The organism is Nitrospirota bacterium (assembly GCA_016212215.1).
GTDB lineage: Bacteria > Nitrospirota > 9FT-COMBO-42-15 > HDB-SIOI813 > HDB-SIOI813 > JACRGV01.
Genome location: JACRGV010000101.1, coordinates 1 through 19469, shown reverse-complemented (window position 1 = coordinate 19469; position 19469 = coordinate 1). Strand labels below are relative to the sequence as shown.

At 42.2% G+C, this 19469-nt stretch carries 22 protein-coding genes; 17 read left to right on the top strand and 5 right to left on the bottom strand.

Going from position 1 to position 19469, the window contains the following annotated elements:
* Positions 1-115 precede the first annotated feature (115 nt).
* The 9 genes from HZA08_09275 (at position 116) to HZA08_09235 (ending at position 4489) form a co-directional block, all read left to right on the top strand.
* The gene (locus HZA08_09275) at positions 116-550 is read left to right on the top strand and encodes an HD domain-containing protein (GenBank protein ID MBI5193615.1); all 435 of its coding nucleotides are present in this window, start codon (positions 116-118) and stop codon (positions 548-550) included.
* A 107-nt stretch (positions 551-657) separates the two neighbouring features.
* Positions 658-1083, top strand: coding sequence for an Rrf2 family transcriptional regulator (locus tag HZA08_09270; protein MBI5193614.1), 426 nt, complete (start codon positions 658-660; stop codon positions 1081-1083).
* A gap of 21 nt (positions 1084-1104) precedes the next feature.
* The gene (locus HZA08_09265) at positions 1105-2319 is read left to right on the top strand and encodes an IscS subfamily cysteine desulfurase (GenBank protein MBI5193613.1); all 1215 of its coding nucleotides are present in this window, start codon (positions 1105-1107) and stop codon (positions 2317-2319) included.
* 27 nt (positions 2320-2346) lie between these two features.
* Positions 2347-2730: a Fe-S cluster assembly scaffold IscU gene (gene iscU, locus HZA08_09260; protein ID MBI5193612.1), complete on the top strand. Its 384-nt coding sequence runs from the start codon at positions 2347-2349 to the stop codon at positions 2728-2730.
* Positions 2731-2753: 23 nt separating this feature from the next.
* Positions 2754-3098, top strand: coding sequence for an iron-sulfur cluster assembly accessory protein (locus HZA08_09255; protein ID MBI5193611.1), 345 nt, complete (start codon positions 2754-2756; stop codon positions 3096-3098).
* A gap of 42 nt (positions 3099-3140) precedes the next feature.
* Positions 3141-3446, top strand: coding sequence for a 2Fe-2S iron-sulfur cluster binding domain-containing protein (locus HZA08_09250; GenBank protein ID MBI5193610.1), 306 nt, complete (start codon positions 3141-3143; stop codon positions 3444-3446).
* Between the two features lie 68 nt (positions 3447-3514).
* The gene (locus HZA08_09245) at positions 3515-3658 is read left to right on the top strand and encodes a hypothetical protein (GenBank protein ID MBI5193609.1); all 144 of its coding nucleotides are present in this window, start codon (positions 3515-3517) and stop codon (positions 3656-3658) included.
* On the top strand, positions 3618-3827 hold the full coding sequence (gene iscX / locus HZA08_09240) for a Fe-S cluster assembly protein IscX (GenBank protein ID MBI5193608.1): 210 nt from the start codon (positions 3618-3620) through the stop codon (positions 3825-3827). Before HZA08_09245 ends, iscX begins: the two co-directional genes overlap by 41 nt.
* A gap of 176 nt (positions 3828-4003) precedes the next feature.
* Positions 4004-4489 carry an Hsp20/alpha crystallin family protein gene (locus HZA08_09235; GenBank protein MBI5193607.1) on the top strand — a complete coding sequence of 162 codons (486 nt, stop codon included), beginning with the start codon at positions 4004-4006 and terminating at the stop codon, positions 4487-4489.
* Between the two features lie 41 nt (positions 4490-4530).
* Here the strand turns inward: HZA08_09235 and HZA08_09230 are convergent, their stop codons facing one another.
* From HZA08_09230 to HZA08_09220, 3 genes are all read right to left on the bottom strand, one after another.
* Complete coding sequence (locus HZA08_09230; protein MBI5193606.1) at positions 4531-5697, bottom strand: hypothetical protein; 1167 nt, start codon at positions 5695-5697, stop codon at positions 4531-4533.
* A gap of 177 nt (positions 5698-5874) precedes the next feature.
* Complete coding sequence (locus HZA08_09225) at positions 5875-6681, bottom strand: YihY/virulence factor BrkB family protein (GenBank protein ID MBI5193605.1); 807 nt, start codon at positions 6679-6681, stop codon at positions 5875-5877.
* A 68-nt stretch (positions 6682-6749) separates the two neighbouring features.
* Positions 6750-7766 (bottom strand): Fic family protein, encoded by a 1017-nt coding sequence (locus tag HZA08_09220; GenBank protein ID MBI5193604.1) that lies wholly within the window; start codon positions 7764-7766, stop codon positions 6750-6752.
* 193 nt (positions 7767-7959) lie between these two features.
* Between HZA08_09220 and HZA08_09215 the strand changes: the two genes are divergently transcribed.
* The 5 genes from HZA08_09215 (at position 7960) to HZA08_09195 (ending at position 16019) form a co-directional block, all read left to right on the top strand.
* Entirely contained in the window at positions 7960-9288 is a 1329-nt protein-coding gene (locus HZA08_09215; GenBank protein ID MBI5193603.1) for a TolC family protein, read from the top strand.
* Positions 9282-9878 (top strand): TetR/AcrR family transcriptional regulator, encoded by a 597-nt coding sequence (locus HZA08_09210; protein MBI5193602.1) that lies wholly within the window; start codon positions 9282-9284, stop codon positions 9876-9878. The genes HZA08_09215 and HZA08_09210 overlap by 7 nt, the downstream gene beginning before the upstream one ends.
* Before the next feature lie 19 nt (positions 9879-9897).
* Positions 9898-10992 carry an efflux RND transporter periplasmic adaptor subunit gene (locus HZA08_09205; protein MBI5193601.1) on the top strand — a complete coding sequence of 365 codons (1095 nt, stop codon included), beginning with the start codon at positions 9898-9900 and terminating at the stop codon, positions 10990-10992.
* The gene (locus HZA08_09200) at positions 10979-14059 is read left to right on the top strand and encodes an efflux RND transporter permease subunit (protein MBI5193600.1); all 3081 of its coding nucleotides are present in this window, start codon (positions 10979-10981) and stop codon (positions 14057-14059) included. Before HZA08_09205 ends, HZA08_09200 begins: the two co-directional genes overlap by 14 nt.
* 94 nt (positions 14060-14153) lie before the next feature.
* On the top strand, positions 14154-16019 hold the full coding sequence (locus HZA08_09195; GenBank protein ID MBI5193599.1) for a hypothetical protein: 1866 nt from the start codon (positions 14154-14156) through the stop codon (positions 16017-16019).
* Between the two features lie 325 nt (positions 16020-16344).
* On the opposite strand, the gene HZA08_09190 is transcribed toward HZA08_09195, so the two are convergent.
* Both HZA08_09190 and HZA08_09185 read right to left on the bottom strand, forming a co-directional pair.
* A complete protein-coding gene (locus HZA08_09190) occupies positions 16345-16770 on the bottom strand; it encodes a DUF86 domain-containing protein (GenBank protein MBI5193598.1) in 426 nt (141 codons plus the stop codon).
* On the bottom strand, positions 16767-17216 hold the full coding sequence (locus HZA08_09185) for a nucleotidyltransferase domain-containing protein (GenBank protein ID MBI5193597.1): 450 nt from the start codon (positions 17214-17216) through the stop codon (positions 16767-16769). Before HZA08_09185 ends, HZA08_09190 begins: the two co-directional genes overlap by 4 nt.
* A gap of 393 nt (positions 17217-17609) precedes the next feature.
* On the opposite strand from HZA08_09185, the gene HZA08_09180 reads away from it, so the two are divergent.
* The 3 genes from HZA08_09180 to HZA08_09170 all read left to right on the top strand — a co-directional run bounded on the left by HZA08_09180 (position 17610) and on the right by HZA08_09170 (position 19288).
* Complete coding sequence (locus HZA08_09180; GenBank protein MBI5193596.1) at positions 17610-17948, top strand: caspase family protein; 339 nt, start codon at positions 17610-17612, stop codon at positions 17946-17948.
* A gap of 528 nt (positions 17949-18476) precedes the next feature.
* The gene (locus HZA08_09175) at positions 18477-18980 is read left to right on the top strand and encodes a hypothetical protein (protein MBI5193595.1); all 504 of its coding nucleotides are present in this window, start codon (positions 18477-18479) and stop codon (positions 18978-18980) included.
* Positions 18981-18985: 5 nt separating this feature from the next.
* Positions 18986-19288 carry a UPF0175 family protein gene (locus HZA08_09170; GenBank protein MBI5193594.1) on the top strand — a complete coding sequence of 101 codons (303 nt, stop codon included), beginning with the start codon at positions 18986-18988 and terminating at the stop codon, positions 19286-19288.
* Positions 19289-19469 lie beyond the last annotated feature (181 nt).

Here is a 19469-nt window from a genome sequence, read left to right as displayed (position 1 = left end):
GGATCATAACAGAATCTTACACTATGAACAAACAGCGTAAAATGTTTTGACTATGGGAAGATATTAATAAAATTATTACAATAGGTTAGCGACTACTCAACCATCAAGGATCGTTTTGCCGAGTTCAGGAGGTCTGACATACGAGGGCCTTCTTGATAAACCTGAAAGACTGACGCCGGAGGAGTTTGATACAGTCAAAAGGCATCCGGTAGAGGCAATAAGGATTCTCAAACCTGTTAAGGCCTTATCTTCTATCTTTCCTGCTATCCTTCACCACCATGAGAGTTATGACGGCACCGGTTACCCGGATGGCCTTAAAGGTGATGATATCCCGTTACTTGCCCGCATCCTGTGCATTGTTGATGCCTACGATTCTATGACATCTAACCGGCCTTATCGCAAGTCTCCGGGAAGGGAGTATGCAATCTCCGAACTATCCAGGTGCTCCGGAACACAATTTGATCCTCAAATTGTCGGTGTATTCTTAAAAATAATACCAACGGCGAATGCATTAACTACCGCAGTAGATTCAGGAATCAGAAGACCTTAACTGATCAAAAAAAATCCTTGACACGCTATTTCTGAACTGTTATAGTTGTATCCGACTTGATTAGTCGGATACTTAAATAGTCGGATTTATAGGAGAGATTTAAAGTAATGCTTAAGTTAACCAAGAAAGTAGATTATGGATTGCTCGCAATAGCCCATATAGCCGGAAACCATGGCGAAGGTGTTGTAAACACCAAAGAGATTGCAGAAACATATAGTATTCCGGTTGAACTACTTGCGAAGATACTACAACGGCTTGTAAAGTTCGGATTGATCTCAAGCCTGAGCGGACCAAAAGGCGGGTACTCACTAAGTATTAATCCTTCTGAGATTACTGTGGCCCAGATAATAAATGCACTGGAGGGTGATATAAGTATCCTGGGTTGTATTGAAGAGGACGACCATAAATGTTATCAGTTTGAAAGATGCAATATCAGGACACCGATGCAGAAGTTAGAGTACAGGATATTGAATCTGTTGCATAAGACAACTCTTGAGGAGTTGTTGGAGTCTTACGTACCAAAACCTGTTTGATTTATTTGAAAGGAGAAATGAATGAACCTTCCCATTTACATGGACAATCACTCTACCACAAGGGTTGACCCAAGGGTAGTGGAGGCGATGCTTCCTTACTTTACTGTTCATTTCGGCAATGCTGCAAGCCGCAATCACAGTTTTGGCTGGGATGCAGACAAGGCTGTAGAGGCCGCACGTGAAAAGATTGCAAAGATTATAGGCGCTGAATCAAGGGAGATAATCTTTACAAGCGGGGCTACAGAATCCAATAACCTTGCACTTAAAGGTGCGGCAGAGATGTATGCGGAAAAAGGGAATCATATAATAACACAGGTTACAGAACATCGTTCTGTGCTTGATACTGCAAAGCGGCTTGAGAAGTCCGGTATGAATGTGACATTCCTCCCGGTAGATAAAGATGGTCTTGTTAACCCTGATGATATCCGGAATGCTATTACTGACAAGACTATTCTTATATCAATAATGCTGGTAAACAATGAGATCGGAGTTATTCAACCTGTATGGGAGATAGGTGAGATAGCAAAGGATACAGGGGTACTGTTTCATTGTGATGCTACTCAGGGTGTCGGGAAGGTCAGGGTTGATGTTCAGGAGATGGGTATAGATATACTGTCTTTTACAGCACATAAGTTCTATGGCCCTAAGGGTATCGGCGCATTATATATGAGGAGAAAAAATCCGCGTGTAAGGCTTTCACCTCTGTTTGACGGCGGCGGGCACGAAAGGGGAGTTCGTTCGGGTACTTTGAATGTCCCGGGTATAGTAGGATTCGGCAAGGCATGTGAGGTTGCAGAGGATGAGATGCCTGAGGAATCTGTGCGTCTTGTTAAACTGAGAGAGCGGTTGTACAGAGGCATCACCGGATCTCTTGAGGAGGTTTATCTTAACGGCCATCCGACAAAGAGGATGGCGGGTAATCTGAACCTAAGTTTTGCTTATGTAGAGGGTGAGTCAATGCTGATGGGGCTTAAAGAGATTGCACTGTCATCCGGTTCAGCATGTACCTCTGCAACACTTGAACCTTCTTATGTACTTTCAGCTTTAGGGATAAACGCTGAGCTGGCTCATTCATCAATAAGATTCGGGCTCGGCAGATTTAATACTGAAGAAGAGGTTGATTATGTAATCAAGAGGGTAATCGAGACAGTAAACCGTTTGCGTGAAATGTCTCCTTTATATGAGATGGTGAAGGAAGGCGTGAATCTTAAAGATGTGGCATGGAAAAAGGATTAGCAAAATACATAATGGGAGGTGTCTAAAATGTCATACAGTGACGAAGTAGTAGAACACTTTAATAACCCCAAAAATGTGGGGAGTTTTAAAAAAGATGAGAAGGACGTCGGTACCGGTATTGTAGGTGCGCCGGAGTGTGGTGATGTTATGAAGCTCCAGTTAAAGATTGATAATGGGGTTATTGTAGATGCTAAATTCAAGACATTCGGCTGTGGCAGTGCCATAGCAAGCTCAAGTCTGGCAACAGAGTGGGTTAAAGGGAAGACTATAGATGAGGCGTTAACTATTAAGAATACGGAAATAGTTGAGACACTCCATCTGCCTCCTGTAAAGATTCACTGCTCTGTGCTTGCAGAAGATGCTATTAAGGCGGCCATTGAAGATTATAAGCAAAGGACAAACGGCGGATAATATTAAATATGGAGGAAAATAAAATGGAGACAACCACAAGTCATCCGGTTACTTTAACTGAGAATGCAATCAAAGAAGTAAAGAAACTTATGGAGACCAATAATATTGCCGGTGCCGGACTGCGTGTCGGGGTTACAGGCGGCGGGTGTGCCGGTTTTACTTACGTGCTGAATTTCGACAATGAGGTCAAATCAGATGACCAATCTTATGAAGTGGAAGGCATAAAGGTTATTATTGATATGAAGAGTGCCCTTTATCTCTATGGCACTACCATTGACTATACAGCAGGACTTACAGGCGGCGGGTTTAAATTTATCAATCCACAGGCAAAAGATAGCTGCGGCTGCGGTTCGTCTTTTACAGCATAGTTTGGTACTGCATAATCTGGTACTGCATAAAAAAGGGCTTGAATATTGGAAACTAACAAGGTTAATGTTACCTTTCAACCATTGAATATTACTGTTGAAAGTGAAGCAGGAACATCTATATTAAATATAGCATTGGCTCATGAAATTCACCTTAACCATAACTGCGGCGGCCATTGTGCATGTACGACATGTCATGTGATAGTGAGGAAAGGTATGGATAACCTTTCTGAGATGGAAGATGACGAGTCAGACATGCTGGATAAGGCAAAAGGACTCACCCTGACATCACGACTCGGATGCCAGGCATTGGTAAATGGAGATGTGGTTGTGGAGATACCAAAGAAATAATTTAACTTAACTTCCCCCTCCCTTGACGGGAGGGGGTTAGGCATGTCCTGAGCGAAGTCGAAGGGGGGATGGTGAGTTATGGAGAAAATCAACGGGACAAGAAAACCCCGCCTATCCTAAATTTAGGCATGGATAGGCGGGGTTTTCTTACCCCGCCGGAGGAATTATCGTATGAAGCTTACATGGAAAGATGCAGAAGATATCGGCATTGAGCTTTTTGAAAAGTATCCTGATACTGACCCGCTTACAGTAAGATTTACTGACCTACACCGCATGATAACAACCCTCCCTGATTTTTCTGATGATCCCAAAAAATCCAATGAAGGAATCCTTGAGGCAATTCAAATGGCATGGTATGAGGAGGTTAAAGACAGTGGATAGTGGAAAGTGGTCAGTAAACCAATCAAACTAATTTTAGGAAATACAAGGGGTCTTGACTTTACCATTTCCGGGTGTTAAATAATAGGTATTCTGAGGGCATAACCTATTGAATTATCTAAGTTATCTTCTTAAGGGTAAGGGAGGGTAACGGTGCCTCGGAAAGGAGGTGATTGGCCATGAAACCTTTAATTAAATGGAATCCCTTTACTGAGCTTTCATCATTCCGCCGCGATGTAGATGACCTGTTTACTCATTTTTTCGAACGGAGCGGTGGATGGATGCCGGGCATGTTAAGGGAGAGATTTTTTCCGGCTTTAGAGTCTTTTTATAAAGAGGGTAAATTTGTGGTCAGGGCTGAACTGCCGGGTATTGATCCTAAAGATGTGGATATCTCCATTATGGGTAATCAATTGACAATTAAAGGGGAGCGTAAGTCAGAGAAGGATATTAAAGAAGATGATTATATTATGATGGAACGCTCACTCGGTTCTTTTATAAGGACTATTACATTACCTGAGGGCGTAGACTCCACAAAAGTTCATGCCGGATATCATGAAGGTATTCTCGATATCTCAATGCCATGTGCAGAGGCGGCTGCTCCCAAGAAGATTATTGTTGAGATTGAGGGAGCAGAAGAAAAGATAGTTAAGAAGGCTGCTTAATAATGTTTGTTAAATAACCCTCCCTAACCCGGATTATTTACTTATTTTCCAAATTGTACTTCAATGGTTCCTATTAAAGCATAAGTCGGCTTCCTATGATTATTCTCGTCTTTCTCATTTTGCGGCCAGGTAACTTCAGGTGAAAACTCAAAAAAGAGCCATGGGCGGTAAATATTCCTGCGATAATGAGAGCCGACTCGATAATTTTGAACAACCCATTCAGGATAATTTACACCCCACATACTGGTATCATAAGAAATTGCACTCCTGGGTGTTATCTGTGTGAAAATACTAACCCCAGTATTCCATGTTATGCCTGGCGTGTCCTCAATGAATGTTACGCTGTTTCCCCAGCGGATGAGTGTTTTCATGGTGAGCTTTCGTTCGATGTCTATCTGAGATGTATTTGAGAAATGTTCTATAGCCTGCCACATAGCGTTTTCCAAAAACCTTATGAGATACAACTCGCCGAAGTCCTTACGATACTGATACCGCATCCTGATAAAAGCATCAGGATGCATGTTTATCTTAATACCGCTATCAATACTAACCAATGAGCGTAGACGTGTATATGGGTCTATTCTAAATCCAATAATAGTTTGCCTATCTCCAGTTTCCCTGTTGACACCAGGTTCTATAGGCTGACCGGGTTGTGCTATGATATTGTTACCATCATAGCCGGTTTGGATAAACAACCTGGCTTTTTTCAATAATTTTTCCATTTGGGGCAGTTCCAATCCAATATTAAAATCCCCGATATATGCGACCTTTAGCCCTTTTGTCAATCTTGCAGAATTTCTAATAATTATAATTGTGCCGGGCCGGAGGTCCTCCAAATCATGTTCTCTTCCAAAGAAATTATCAAACCATAAAGCTGGTTTGCATGTATTTTGTTGGACTAAGACATGTAACTGGTCAAGCCATGTTTCACCACTGGAATTAACAATTACACATGGATCTACCGGCGGCCCAAATCGCTCAGGTGTTTCTCCTTGTGATGGAGGATAAAGTGAATGACTGCTATTTTTTTCCAGTTCAGTTGTGGGTAAAGAAGGTTTATTCAGGGGATTCGTTTCTGTTTTCACTAAGCTGCTATCTATAGAGGCGGCATTTGAATCACCCTGAACAGGCATTTCAGCGATTGCGTCATTTAATCCGGCAAAGACGAGGATGAGAAATAACGTGATAGAAAAATAATTGGGGTACATCGTTATAATACATCTAATAAATGTTCTGATATGCCCACTCCCAATTTCAATTGATTGCAATGCAGGGTGAGTAAGAGGAATATTCTTATCTTTATTAATGAGCCTAATGGTCCTGTTTGTTTGCAAGAATATCAGGATGTGATTTAACTGTCAAAAAGATTCAGTCAATGATATTTATTACTTCCTTTTTTCTTCAAGATTATGCACAACTTCGCCGCCGATGAGTAGGATGGAGGCAGAGTAGAATACCCATAAAATAAATATTACGAACACAGAGAGCGGGCCATATATAGTTCCAAGGTCAGTGAGTTTGAGTGCAACGTAAAAAGTAAAAATATGTTTTGCAGCCTCAAAGAATATAGAGGTAAATAATCCGCCCAAAAGGGCATTTCTAAGCATTACCTTTTTTTTAGGGAGAATGATATAGATTGATGTTGCAATCAAAAAAACAAGTAACATCGGCACAATGAACCCGATCAGTATTCTTGTGATAGTTTTGATTACGAGTTTCGGGAAAAATATATTCAGATATTTGAGCATGGAGATAATAGTTGTAGCACTGAATGAAAGTATCAGAAGGACAAATATTAGGGTGGCTATTAAGAAGGAAAGTAATACAGATATATAGAATGACCTCTTAGCCTGCTGTTTGAATATAAGGTTAATAGCCCTGTCTAATGCAGCAAACAACTGATAAGAAAACAGACCGTAAATAATCAGCGTAACAATGCCAATCCTCTGATAAGAAATAATGGTCTTCAGTTCTTTTGTTATTGCAAAGGTAGACTGAGGGAAAAAATATAAAAGCTCCTTTAAGAAAAAATCATAAAAAGCCCTGTTCTCACCCAGGAAGTACCCGAATATTGAAATGAGAAAAAGACAGAACGGGAAGAGCGCCATTATAAAGAAATACGAAAGCGCACCAGCCAGCATCGGGCCGTCATCTTTAAAGAAGTCAATAAAACTTTTATAGATTATTTTCATGGGTTGTTATTCCAGAAGAATATAAGATGGATTCTGAAATTATACAAGTATGCTACCACTATATCAATTTAACGCAGCCGGTATGTTGTAGCCCTGGTCTGTCCTTCCCGGATGACAAGCCCTGCATCAATCAATGGTTTGATTATCTGGTTTACACGGGCCCTTGTTAGAGAAAATGCCTTTTCTATATCAGGGGATTTGATGCGGCCTTTGTCCCTCATGAATCTGAGGATATCCTCATGACGTTTTGTAAGGATTATATGGGGGGCCTGCACAGAGATATTCAGGCCGAGTATCCGCTCCTTAACCTTTTTTAGTGTCCAGACGACACCTTCTGCCACATATTCGAGCCAGTAACTGAGGTCGTCATCAAGGTCTCTTGCTTGTTGAATCTTCAGGTAGTATTGCTGTCTGTCCTGTTCAAAGAACTCATCCAGGGCAAAAAGATGATATGTGTCAAAGCCTCTGGAATAAAAAAGCCATATAGCGAGTGCCCTTGAGATGCGGCCGTTTCCATCGGCAAAGGGATGTATTGAAACCAAACGATGATGGGCAATAGCACCGGTTATTATCGGATGCAGTGCTTTAGATTCAGTGGAGTTTATCCATTCAAGAAGTTCTATTGTCAGTGGTTTAGCCTTTTTCGGCGGCGGCATATAAACAGTAATTCCCCGATGATCTATTATCCTGTTGGACCTACTTTTATAATGCCCTGACTGGTCATCCGGGAGGACTTTCATGGTAAGAATCCTATGCAGGTGAAGAATGTCAGACTCCATAATCAGTGCATTTGCCTTCCTGCTCCAGATATGGTGCATAGCCGCAAGTGCATTCAATATTTCCTGCTTATCCACAGCCTTTGCCCCTATCTCTTCACCGCGGGCAAGTGCTTCCACCTCAGGCAATGTCAATGGGTTTCCCTCAATGGCTGTTGAGGAATGGGCAATTCTATCAGCAGCATCACGCTGAAGTATCGGCAGCCATGAAACATCCACCACAGCCGAGTTGATCCATGCCCGAATCTCAGTGGCCTGCGTTACCAGACGAAGAAGCTCCGGGCTTATGTTAAAGTGCGGCTTAAACATACCGGCTATATTAACAGTTATGTAAAGTTTATGTCAATATTATTGTAAAGAACCACCCCCACCCTAACCCTCCCCCGTCAAGGGGGAGGGAATATTATTTTTCACACTAATAATAAGAAAAATCCAAAAAAATCCTTGACAACTTAATTCAATAAAATTAAAGTAAGTGATTACTTACATTCAGGAGGTGGAAATGAAAAAGACTTATCTGTTATTTAAATGGCTGTCTGCCTTCATGTCATTCAGTAGTTTTCTTATTTTAGCTTCATTAACCTTTGCTCATGCTGAAGACAGGGTAGTAACACTTCAGGAGGCGTACAAACTTTCTCTGCAAAATCATGAGGCTGTTAAGATTGCAGAGGAGGGGCTTTATCAGTTTGAACAGAGTAAGAAGAAGGCACTCTCTTATGTCCTTCCGACTTTGACGGCTGAGGCCGGTTACACAAAATATGCATCTGAGAAGAGTTCTGCATTCACGGTTATTCAACCGGATTACAGTTATAACTATAGTATAAGGCTCGGGGTTCCAATCTACAGGGGCGGCAGGGAGTGGAGCGCCTTGAGACAGGCAGGCTTCTTACTGGAGGCAGGGGAGAAGGGTCTTTCTATTGTTCAGGAAAATATCCTGATGGAGGTTGCTGCCTCATATTATAACGTTCTCAAGATTGCACGGGAGATAGAGATAAAAGAGGCTGACTTAAAAAGGGGAGAGGAGAGGAGAAGGGTTTCCAATGCCCGTTTTGAGGTTGGAGAGGTGACAAAGGCAGCGGTATTAAGGGCAGAAGCAGAGGTCGCAGGGATACAGGCTGAACTTGCAAGAAAAAAGAGGGACCAGCTTGTTGCGAATGACCATCTCGCGAGACTTATAGGTATGCCGCAAGGTTTCAGATTATCAGAGCCTCCTCAAAACAGTATCACTGCACAGGATATTGAAGCCCTGATAAATTCTGCTTATGACAAAAGGAGTGATTATAAAAAATCAAAGGCTGAAGAGGAAATTGCTCGTGAGGGGATTGTTTATACAAAGGGGAGCTTCATGCCGGGCCTGAGGCTGGATGCTGTTTATTCATGGCGTGACCAGGACCCTGTATCAGCAGCCTTTTTTAATAAAGAGAGCGTATTTGCAACCCTTACCCTTTCATATCCGTTATATGAAGGCGGCCTGAGGACTGCTGAACTAAAGGAATCGGAGAGTAAATTAAGAGAGGCTCAATTTAAAAAGATAAACATAAAAAAGGATATAGAAAATCAGGTGAGGGAGGCATATTACAACCTTGATGCAATTGCCTCTGCTATTGAGTTTTATAAAAAACAGGTCTCTTTTGCAGAAGAGAATTACAACACTGTTTTTAAACAATATACTTACGGGCTTGCCACCAATGTAGATGTTATTGATGCCAATACTGTCCTTGTTACTTCCCATCAGTCTCTTGCCAATAGTTCCATTGATCTCCAGCTTGCGATAATTGGCCTGAAGAGGAATATGGGTGTTTTGAAGGATGAGGTTCGTGCATCATGGTAAAGACCACAACAAAAAAGAAGATCCTTGAATCCACCCTTAAGCTTATTTCTGAGAAGGGCTATCTTGGAACTACCACCAAGGATATTGCCTATGAATCCGGCATTACAGAGGTTACACTATTCAGGCACTTCGGCACAAAGGAAAGACTCTTTGAAGAGGTTCTGAAATGTTATACATTTCTTCCAAAACTTAAAGAGGTCATTTCTGAGATTGAAGGAGATTCTATCAATTATGGGGATACCCTGAAGAAAATCAGTCTGCGTTTCTTTGAGACATTGAAAGAAAGAAAATCATTTGTAAGGATTTTAAGTTCAGAGATGAATGTATATCCTGAAAAGACAAGGGAGGTTTTCAGCAAGTTCATTGATGAGACCAATAAGGTACTTGCAGGTTATTTTAAGTCACAACAGAACGTAGGAATCCTCAGGAGGTTTGACACTGAGATTGGCGCACGTGGTTTCCTTGGGATGTTGTTTTGTTATTTTAATGTTGAAGAGATTGTAATGGGGAAAAGCATATCACGAAAGAAGATGGAAAAGGTTATACAGGAATTTGTTGAGATATTTGTGAACGGGACATTAAAGGTATAATTACAGGAGATTTGCGGTTATGAAGAAATACATGGCTATTAGCATATTAATAATCTTTCTTCCCATCCTGTTAATAAGCTCAGGTTGCAGTAAAAAGGAAGATGGTAAGAATTCAACAGAGAGGGTTATAAATGTTATAACCCAACCGGCAGAGAAAAAGTCACTCAGGCCCTTTGTTGAGGCCGTCGGGACATTGACTCCTTATGAAGAGGTAAACATAAGTTCAGAGGTTGACGGCAGGGTGACGAGCGTATCAATATTAAGTGACGAGGGGTCAGTTGTAAACAAAGGTGCCCTGCTCGCAACTGTGGATGATACGGATTATACCCTTGCAGTAAAACAGTCTGAGTCTGCATTAAGGCAGGCAGAGGTTAGTCTTGCCAATACTAAGATTGAACACACCCGTAAGTCTGCACTTAATAGAGAAGGGCTTATTACAAAAGAAGAGTTCGATACCATATCAACAAGGGTATCACTTTCAGATGCAGAGGTGGATAAGGCTAAGACTGTCCTTGATATAACAAAACAAAGGCTCTCAAAGACAAAGATATATTCGCCGATCGCCGGTGTGATAAAAGAAAAGAGGGTTTCATCAGGAGATAATGTCAGGATGGGGAGTAATCTTTTCACAATCATCCAGAATGACCCGCTGAAACTCTCCTTTACAGTATCAGAAAGGGATGCAGGAAAGCTCAAGACAGGTCAGGACACATCATTTAAGGTAGATTCATTAAATGACAGGGTATTTAATGGGCGGTTAAGCCTTATATATCCGAACCTTGATGACAAGACAAGGACATTGAGGGCTGAGGCTGTAGTGCCTAATAGCAGCGGTGTATTAAGGCCGGGGCTGTTTGCAAGAGTTACACTGTATACGGCCTCTGCCAGGTCGTCTGTGGTTGTTCCGGTAACAGCAATGCTATATGAGGCTGACCAGGTAAAGATTTTTACTGTAGACGGGGATATTGCAAGAGAGAAATTTGTTAAGACAGGCATAAGGCATGGGGATTTGATGGAGATTACAGAGGGTTTAAAAGAGGGTGAAAAGGTGGTTATAGTTGGTCAACAGAATCTTTCAGACGGGGTAAAGGTAAGAATAAATGTGGCTCGCTGATACCTCGATCAAACGTCCGGTCTTTGCAACAATGGTCATCCTCGGCATTGTACTGCTTGGGATTGTAAGCTATCCGCGTATCGGTGTAGACCTGTTTCCAAAGGTGGAATTTCCCATTGTGAATATATCCACAACTCTAAGGGGCGCAAGCCCTGAGATTATGGATATTGACGTCACCGACAAGATAGAAGAGGCTGTCAATACTATAAACGGCGTCAAGAGTATTACATCCACCAGTACAGAAGGAAGGTCTCAGGTTGTTGTAGAGTTTAGTCTCGACAGGAACATTGACCTTGCAGTTCAGGATGTCAGGGAAAAGATATCTGCTGTCAGGGGCAGCCTTCCGCAGGATATAGATGAGCCGGTCATAGAAAAGGTTGACCCTGATGCTACGCCGGTTATATGGATTGCCCTGTCCGGTGAGAAATCCATCAGGGAACTTTCAACTTATGCAAATGAGGTCTTAAAAGAACAGGTACAGAAGATAAACGGTGTCGGTGCAATACGTATCGCAGGGCTGAGGCTTCGTCAGGTAAGGGTGTGGCTCGATTCAGAAAAACTCTCGGCATACAATATAACTGCCCATGATGTGTACAGGACATTAGGCAGGGAGAACATTGAACTTCCCGGCGGAAGGATTGAGGGGAACACCAAAGAGTATGCGGTAAAGATTAAAGGAGAGTATACAAATATACAGGACTTCAATGACCTCATAGTGGGATATACAGGCGGGGCGCCGGTCAGGCTTAAAGATGTCGGCAGGGTAGAGGACGGTATGTCTGAGAAGCGTTCTGTTACTAAATTCAATGGAATACCTGCTGTTGGACTTGGAATCCAGAAACAATCCGGTACAAATACTGTTGAGGTAGTAGAGAGGATCAAGAAGGAACTTGAAAAGATCAGGAAATCCCTTCCATCCGGCATGAAACTGGATATTAGTTTTGACCAGTCCATGTTTATTAAACGATCCATTGCAGAGGTACAGCATCATCTTATTTACGGCGGCCTATTTGCATCACTCGCTGTGCTTATATTTCTTAGAAGTATACGGGTTACGATTATCAGCGCCCTCGCCATCCCGACATCTATTATTGCTACATTTGCCATAATGAATGCCTTTGGTTTCACATTTAATAACATGACCATGCTCGGGCTTTCACTCTCAGTCGGTATATTAATAGACGATGCAATTATTGTTATTGAAAATATCCACCGCCATATTGAAAAGGGTATCACTGTTATGGAGGCCGCATCATCTGCTACAAGGGAGATTGGCATGGCTGTAATGGCAACAACCCTTGCCATAGTAGTAATATTCCTGCCGGTAGCATTTATGAAGGGCATTATCGGGATGTTCTTTTTCCAGTTTGCCTTGACTGTAGTCTTTGCTGTTCTGGTCTCTCTTTTTGTATCGTTTACACTAACTCCAATGTTGTCTTCGAGATTCTTAAAAAGAGAGAGCCATTCTTCCACCGGTAATCCCGGCATGTTAAAGGGCTTTTCAGATAAGTTCGAGGCTGCCTATAAATATATAGAAGATTTATACAGGAGATTATTGACGATTGCCATGAATCACAGGGCAATTGTAATAGTGTCTGCATTGATAATCTTCTCACTCAGCCTGTTCGTAACCAGGTTTCTTGGAAAGGAGTTTGTCCCTTCTGAAGACCAGTCCAGATTTCTTGTGAGAATTGAGGCGCCTATTGATTATTCGGTAGATGAGATTGGCAGGCTGTTTTCCGGTGCAGAAGAAATAGTCAGCAATACACCGGAGGTAATCAGCGTGTTTTATGGACAGGGGTCTTTCGGCGATGTCAACAAGGGGATGATGTTCATTGGGCTTAAACCCAAATCTGAGAGAAACCGCAGCCAGCAGGAGATCATGAAAGACCTCAGGAAGAAGTTCAGGGTAATCCCGGGATTAAAAGGGACTGCTGAGGATATTTCTCTCATAGGCGGCGGGATCAGGAATGTCCCTATACAGTATGCAATCAGGGGGCGTGATTTAGCAGGGCTTCAGCAATACAGCAAACGCATTGTCAATGAGTTTTCAAAACTACCCGGTATCGTTGATGTTGATACGTCTCTGGAAACCGGCAAACCTGAGGTAAGGATATATATTGACAGGGATAAGGCCGCTGATTTAGGGGTTGATGTGACAACTGTTGCAGAGACAGTGAACTTCCTTATAAGCGGAGAGATAAATGTTACAAGATTCAAGGATGAAAGCCGCGGCAGGCGTTATGATGTGAGGATGAGGCTTAATCCCGAAGATAGGAAAATTCCCGGAGACCTTGAAAAGCTCTACTGCCGGGCAAAAGACGGCAGGCTTGTAGAACTCTCGAATATTGTTTCTATTCAGGAAGGCGGCGGCCCGAGTGTCATAAACAGGATTGACAGGCAGAGGTCAGTAATGGTATTCGCCAACCTTGAAGGAAAGACGCTGGGTCAGGCAATGACTGAACTCGATGGCATATCAGCAAAGATTCTGCCGCCTGATTACACAACCGGTTACAAAGGTATGGCAGAGACCATGGGAGAATCCTTTGGCTATCTCATCTTTGCACTTATTCTTGGCGTCATCCTTGCCTATATGGTGCTTGCGTCTCAGTTTGAGAGTTTTATTCACCCCATAACAGTATTGCTATCAATGCCTTTTTCCTTTATAGGGGCATTCGTTGCATTACTCATCACCGGACAGACACTTAATATATTCAGCTTCATCGGATTAATCCTACTAATGGGTCTCGTAAAAAAGAACGCCATACTCCTTGTTGATTACACCAATACACTGAGAGCCGGCGGGATGGAAAGGCGAGAGGCCATACTAACCGCAGGCCCTGTAAGATTACGCCCCATCCTAATGACCACCTTCGCCATGGTCATGGGCATGATGCCCATAGCTATAGGCATAGGCGAAGGCTCCGAGACCCGCGCCCCCATGGCAGTCGCCACAATAGGCGGACTACTTACATCTCTATTTTTAACCCTCATAGTTGTTCCGGTAGTGTATGAATTATTTGATGAGGTGCAAGGAAAGTTTATGAGGGGTAATAAACCTTCTTAGGCCTGTCAGTTTCTTATTGACTACCATTTCTTCAATTTGTTAAAATCCTGACATTCTATTCTAAGTTTATTAATTAATAGGGAAAAGTATTCTTATGAGATTATTCAATCTTAGACGTGCTTTATTCATGTTCTTTTTATCTCTTTCCTTTTCAATATTCTGTACTGCAATGGCGGCATCCGTACCTCAGTCTCAGGAAGAATCCATCACCTACTGGAAGCCTTTTGAGATAACAGCAGACGAAGACCTATCAGTAAAAGATGCTCATGGGATATTTGATCGTCTTCTTACCGGATGGGAAGAAACACGTATACCGCCCAAACTCTATGTGGTTCATTCTGATTCAGGTCCATGGGCGGCATCACTTGATGACGGGAGCGTCCTGCTGAGCAGGGAGGCTATAGATGTGTGCTTCCGTGCAGAATTACATGGTGGTCATGACCGTCTGGCATTTGTCCTCGGCCATGAGCTGGCACATCAGAGAGCGGATCACCTCTGGCATCGCAGGTTCTTCAGGCTTGCCGGCCAACAGCCGCCGCAGGTCAGGGGACTGATGTTGAGCAATCTCCCTTATGATCAGATGGAAACAGCGGATATAGAGGCAAAAGAGACTCAGGCAGACCGTGAAGGTTTACTGCTTATGACCATAACAGGTTTTGATCCAAATCAGGTAGCAGGGGCTGACAGCCGCTTTTTTATGGAATGGGTTGAAAGCCTCTGGGGCCAGCCATGTAAAAAGAAGACAGGTTCAGCTTCCTGTACAAAGGCTCAAAGCCGCTCATCAAGGGTTCAGGCATATCTGAAAGAGCTTGCAAATCAAACCGTACTGTTTGAACTCGGGATACAGGCATATATCTCCGGAAGATTTTCTGATGCACGCTCATATTTTACTGTCTTTGGCCGCCAGTTTCCAAGCCGTGAGGTGCATAACAATATCGGTATGACCTATATTGGCGAGGCTATGACTATGAGAAAAGAGCTTGTATCCAAAGGAGGAAAACTCAGTCATAGTTTTATGTTCCCCTTTATGCTTGATGAAGAGACAGTTATCAAAAAGGTGATGACACAGCGGGGCGGGACACGCGGCGGTGTACTATCCACTGAAGTGTTAAAACTGCAAAATGAGATAGAGCAAAAACTGAGGCAGGCAATTTCATCTTATGAAAAGGCAATCAGGATAGATCCATCTCATAAGGAGTCATACTGGAATCTGGCATCTGCCCATTTATTATTAGACAATGCACCGGCAGCTTATGGAATTATAGCCGGAAATTATGTTAAGCGTTTCGGCAGTGATGCAATGTCCTCAATGCTGCTCGGCATCTCAGCATATCTGGATGGACAGGATGAGAAGGCAAGGCAACTGCTGGAGCAGGCAATAGAAGAAGGCGGTGAGGGATATGACACAATAACAAGAGCGAATCTGGCTATATACCTTAATGCAACCGGAGACCTTGAAGCCTCCAATGCACAATGGAAAATATTGGCTGACGCCGGTCGTAAAAGTGGTGATGAAGAATTATTCCGTTTTGCACTCTTACAAATGGGAAAGCCTGTTGCCGCTGCAATACAAGCAGGTCAAACAGAAAAGGCTGTGCCTGAGACCATTAATGGATACTCATTATCACAACGCGTGGCAACAACACCAAAAGATGCACAGTCGGGCAATAATGAGATATGGATTGAAGGCCAGAGGATTCAGGTTTATCAATTTACCGGCAAATCACAGATGGCAATTGATTCCAATCGTACAGTGATTGCCTTATGGCAGGGAGAGGCCGATGCCGTAACCACAAAAGGCGTGCATATTGGAGATGACGTATCAAAGCTCAACAGGGCGTATGGTGCCTACGGAAGAAAAGTAACAGCCGGTAACAGCGAATATCAGGTTTATGAAAAAACCGGACTGGCATTTCGGGTAAAACAGGGGAAAGTGGCAGGTTGGTTTTTAATTCATTAGATTGTTCTACTCTTCTTAGGGTCTGTCATAAAATAACCTATACATTTATGCATCTCATCTTCCGGCCGTCTTTGTGTGCTCCTCAATCGCAACCCCTCAGCGTAGATTCAACTACGCCTTCGGGTTTGCTCAATCGGTCGCACTCAAACCTGACCGAAATCTGAGCGCCTAAATGCACAAGTTATTTCATGACAGACCCTTAGATGACAGAGAATGAAAATAAAATCACTAAATTCGTAACCATGTATCCACATTCATACTGAATTAAACGAGATAGGACTTCTGGAGCTTGAAAAAAGATTGAATAAAAGAAGGTTAAAAAGGTTTATGACTTTTTTGAAAGATAGTTGTCTATAAAGCCTGCATACCTTTTGAAGTCATCAAGACGGTTCTGAAGTACCTCATAGACCTTACTGATATCTACTGATGCATACTCATGGATTAAAATATTTCTAAAGCCGGCCATTCCCCGTATGGAAGAGGCAAAATCTGAAGGTATGATACCACGCTCTCCAAGCTTATCTATAATATCTACATAATCCTCAATATCTTGCTCGCCAATAACTGCAAGGATATGATTTCCTGTGTCTATCAAGAGTTGAATTGCAAGCTGAAGCCCATGCTCAACAGACCACGCCTTTGCACGGTTTTTTTGTAACTCTTCCAGGGAATAACTTTTAAGATCTTGAAGGGTAAGAATATAATTTTCCAGTTCAATCAGTTTCTTTCTTACAAGTTCTGTATCTATCATCTTTTACCGTAAGTTCCGTCTGCCAGCCGCTTTGACATAAATTCATGCTGAATAGCGAGTAGATATTTAATATCAAGATATTTTGCAATTGTATTGGCATGAAATTCAATCCTTTTTGCCTCAGACCTTGTGAATATGAGAGTCCCATAGCGAATCACCTGAAACTTCAGAAACGCAGGGACATCATTCAGGATTATCATGTCAATCTTGTTGGTACCCAATAACTTAATAAGCGAAGTAATAATTTCTGCACGATAACCATAAGGATATTGGCTATCATCTACTCTGTGTTTTAAGTAGATTGCTATATCTATATCACTACGACTACGAGGAGTTCCCTTGGCATAAGAACCATACAGATATGCCATTAAAATTTCTTTCCTATGGAATAAGAACGGATTTATTTTAATAATTATTCCTTCTTGCTTGTCCTTATTATTACTCAAAATTATAATCCCCCAGACAACACTTCAAACATCATGGTTGAGAGTTTATGATATTAAGTTATTGGAGTCAAGCTCAACTTATGTCTCGCCCAATGTCCTCCATACCTCTTTAGATGCCGGGCTTCAATGCTGTCAAGAGCTTTTGTTGACTTTCAAGCCTCTTTTCCCTAAAATCTGCATTATATTTTCTTTCTTCAAATAATCTTCAACCCGGTGTGTAATAGTTCATTGCAAGTGAACATCACACGAAGACACTACGGCACGAAGTACATAAGGCATACCCAATATTCCCTCCCCTTCAAGGGGAAGTGCTAATAATTATTCCCCCTCCCTTGACGGGAGGGGGTCAGGGGGAGGGTGAGCTATGGTGGAATTTAAAAAGGAGATTTCCAAATGAAGCATTTACACTTAAACAATAAGCTCTCAACATTAATTGCCTTTCTGTTAATACTTCTATACTCCGGCGTTGTATTAGCTGTCCAACCAAATGACCTCCGCGGCATCGGCATTACTGCCCGTGATAATGTGACCGGGACGAACCGTGAGGTGAAGTTATACCGGCAGATGCATGCGGTGATTATCGGGATTGATAAGTACCCGAACCTTTCTCCTGATGAGCAACTATCCTATGCAGTAAAGGATGCAAAGGGGATAGAGAATGTCCTGAGGGAGCAGTATAGCTTTGATAACATATATACACTCTACAATGAACAGGCGACAAGGAGTGCTTAAATGTCGAACATTTAATTATGAGGGCGATCAATTTTTAAATGGATTTAGGATAAATATGAATCCATCAGATGGAGTTGAGCCAGAGAGTCAGTCGGGAGTCGTCAATTTTATTTTACCCTTTAACTATTCGGAACTTGCCCCAGGCGATTATGACATTTTAGTTCGGGCAATCGATATTCTTGGGCAACCTCAAAGCAAATCGGTAACGGTTACTATTAAACAACCTCAGGAGGCATGCGATCATGGTTCTTTTTGCACGAATGGCGCTATATGTACTAATGAAGGCACCTGCCCCGTACAGTTGTCAAACATGGATAAGTGTCCCGTCGCACTCCATCAGGGTAACCATAGGTGTCACCCTTGTTCGAATTCTGGGGACATCCATACCGAATTCTTAATCGTATGGATTTTCCTATCACATCAAGTAACAGGGCATCCAAAGACAGCCTGCATAGAATGCCCCCGTAAACTTAAAAGGCAGAAATGGTAATTGTTGACACTTGTCATATATTGTCTTACAATTAAGCCATGATAGTTTTTGATGCGTCTACTCTTATACTCCTTGCTAAAGCTGATCTTATTGAATTATTTATCTCGACTTATCTTGGTCAGGTTTTAATTCCTGAGGAGGTGAGGTCAGAGATATTGGAAGTAGAGAAGGCAGACGCTGCGGTATTCAAGCAATTAATTGAGAATAAAAAGATTAAAATATTAAAGCTAAAAGATAAGGATTACTCAAATAAATTGATGGAAGATTTTAATATAGAAAAAGGTGAAGCAGATGCTTTGGGGCTTACAATGCAGGAAAAGGCCGGCGTCATTGCAACAGATGATAAAAATGCAATTAAGGCATGTAAGTTTATTAAATTAGAGTTTATTACTTCAATCTCAATCCTGATAAGGGCCTTTGAGAAGGGGCTTATTGAGAGTGATGAAGCATTTATCAAATTGAGAAAACTTCAATCTTTCGGACGGTATAGTAAGGCTATAATTACAGATGCTGCTGAACAGCTTCAGGGAAGAAAGGGGTAAGGTATATGACCACTAAAACGTTAAGCATTCGTATAGATGATGAGGACTATAGATTTCTTTCCTCTCTTGCAGAAGAAGAGAGAGAGAATGTTTCTGATACTGTAAGAGAGCTTGTTGACATGGGAAGAATAATGCTGGCTATAGAACGGTATAAAAAATCAGAGGTATCTATTGAGAAGGCTTCAAAGATTGCAGGAGTTTCTATATCCAAGATGATGGACCTGTTAAAAGATTTTGGGGTTGAGGCAAACATGGAATATGAAGATTATCTGGCAGGATTACGGAATATAAAAAAGATCTGGAGATAATTCAGCAGACTAAGGGTCTGTCATGAAATAACTTGTGCATTTAGGCGCTCAGATTTCGGTCAGGTTTGAGTGCGACCGATTGAGCAAACCCGAAGGCGTAGTTGAATCTACGCTGAGGGGTTGCGATTGAGGAGCACACAAAGATGGCTGGAAGATGAGATGCATAAATGTATAGGTTATT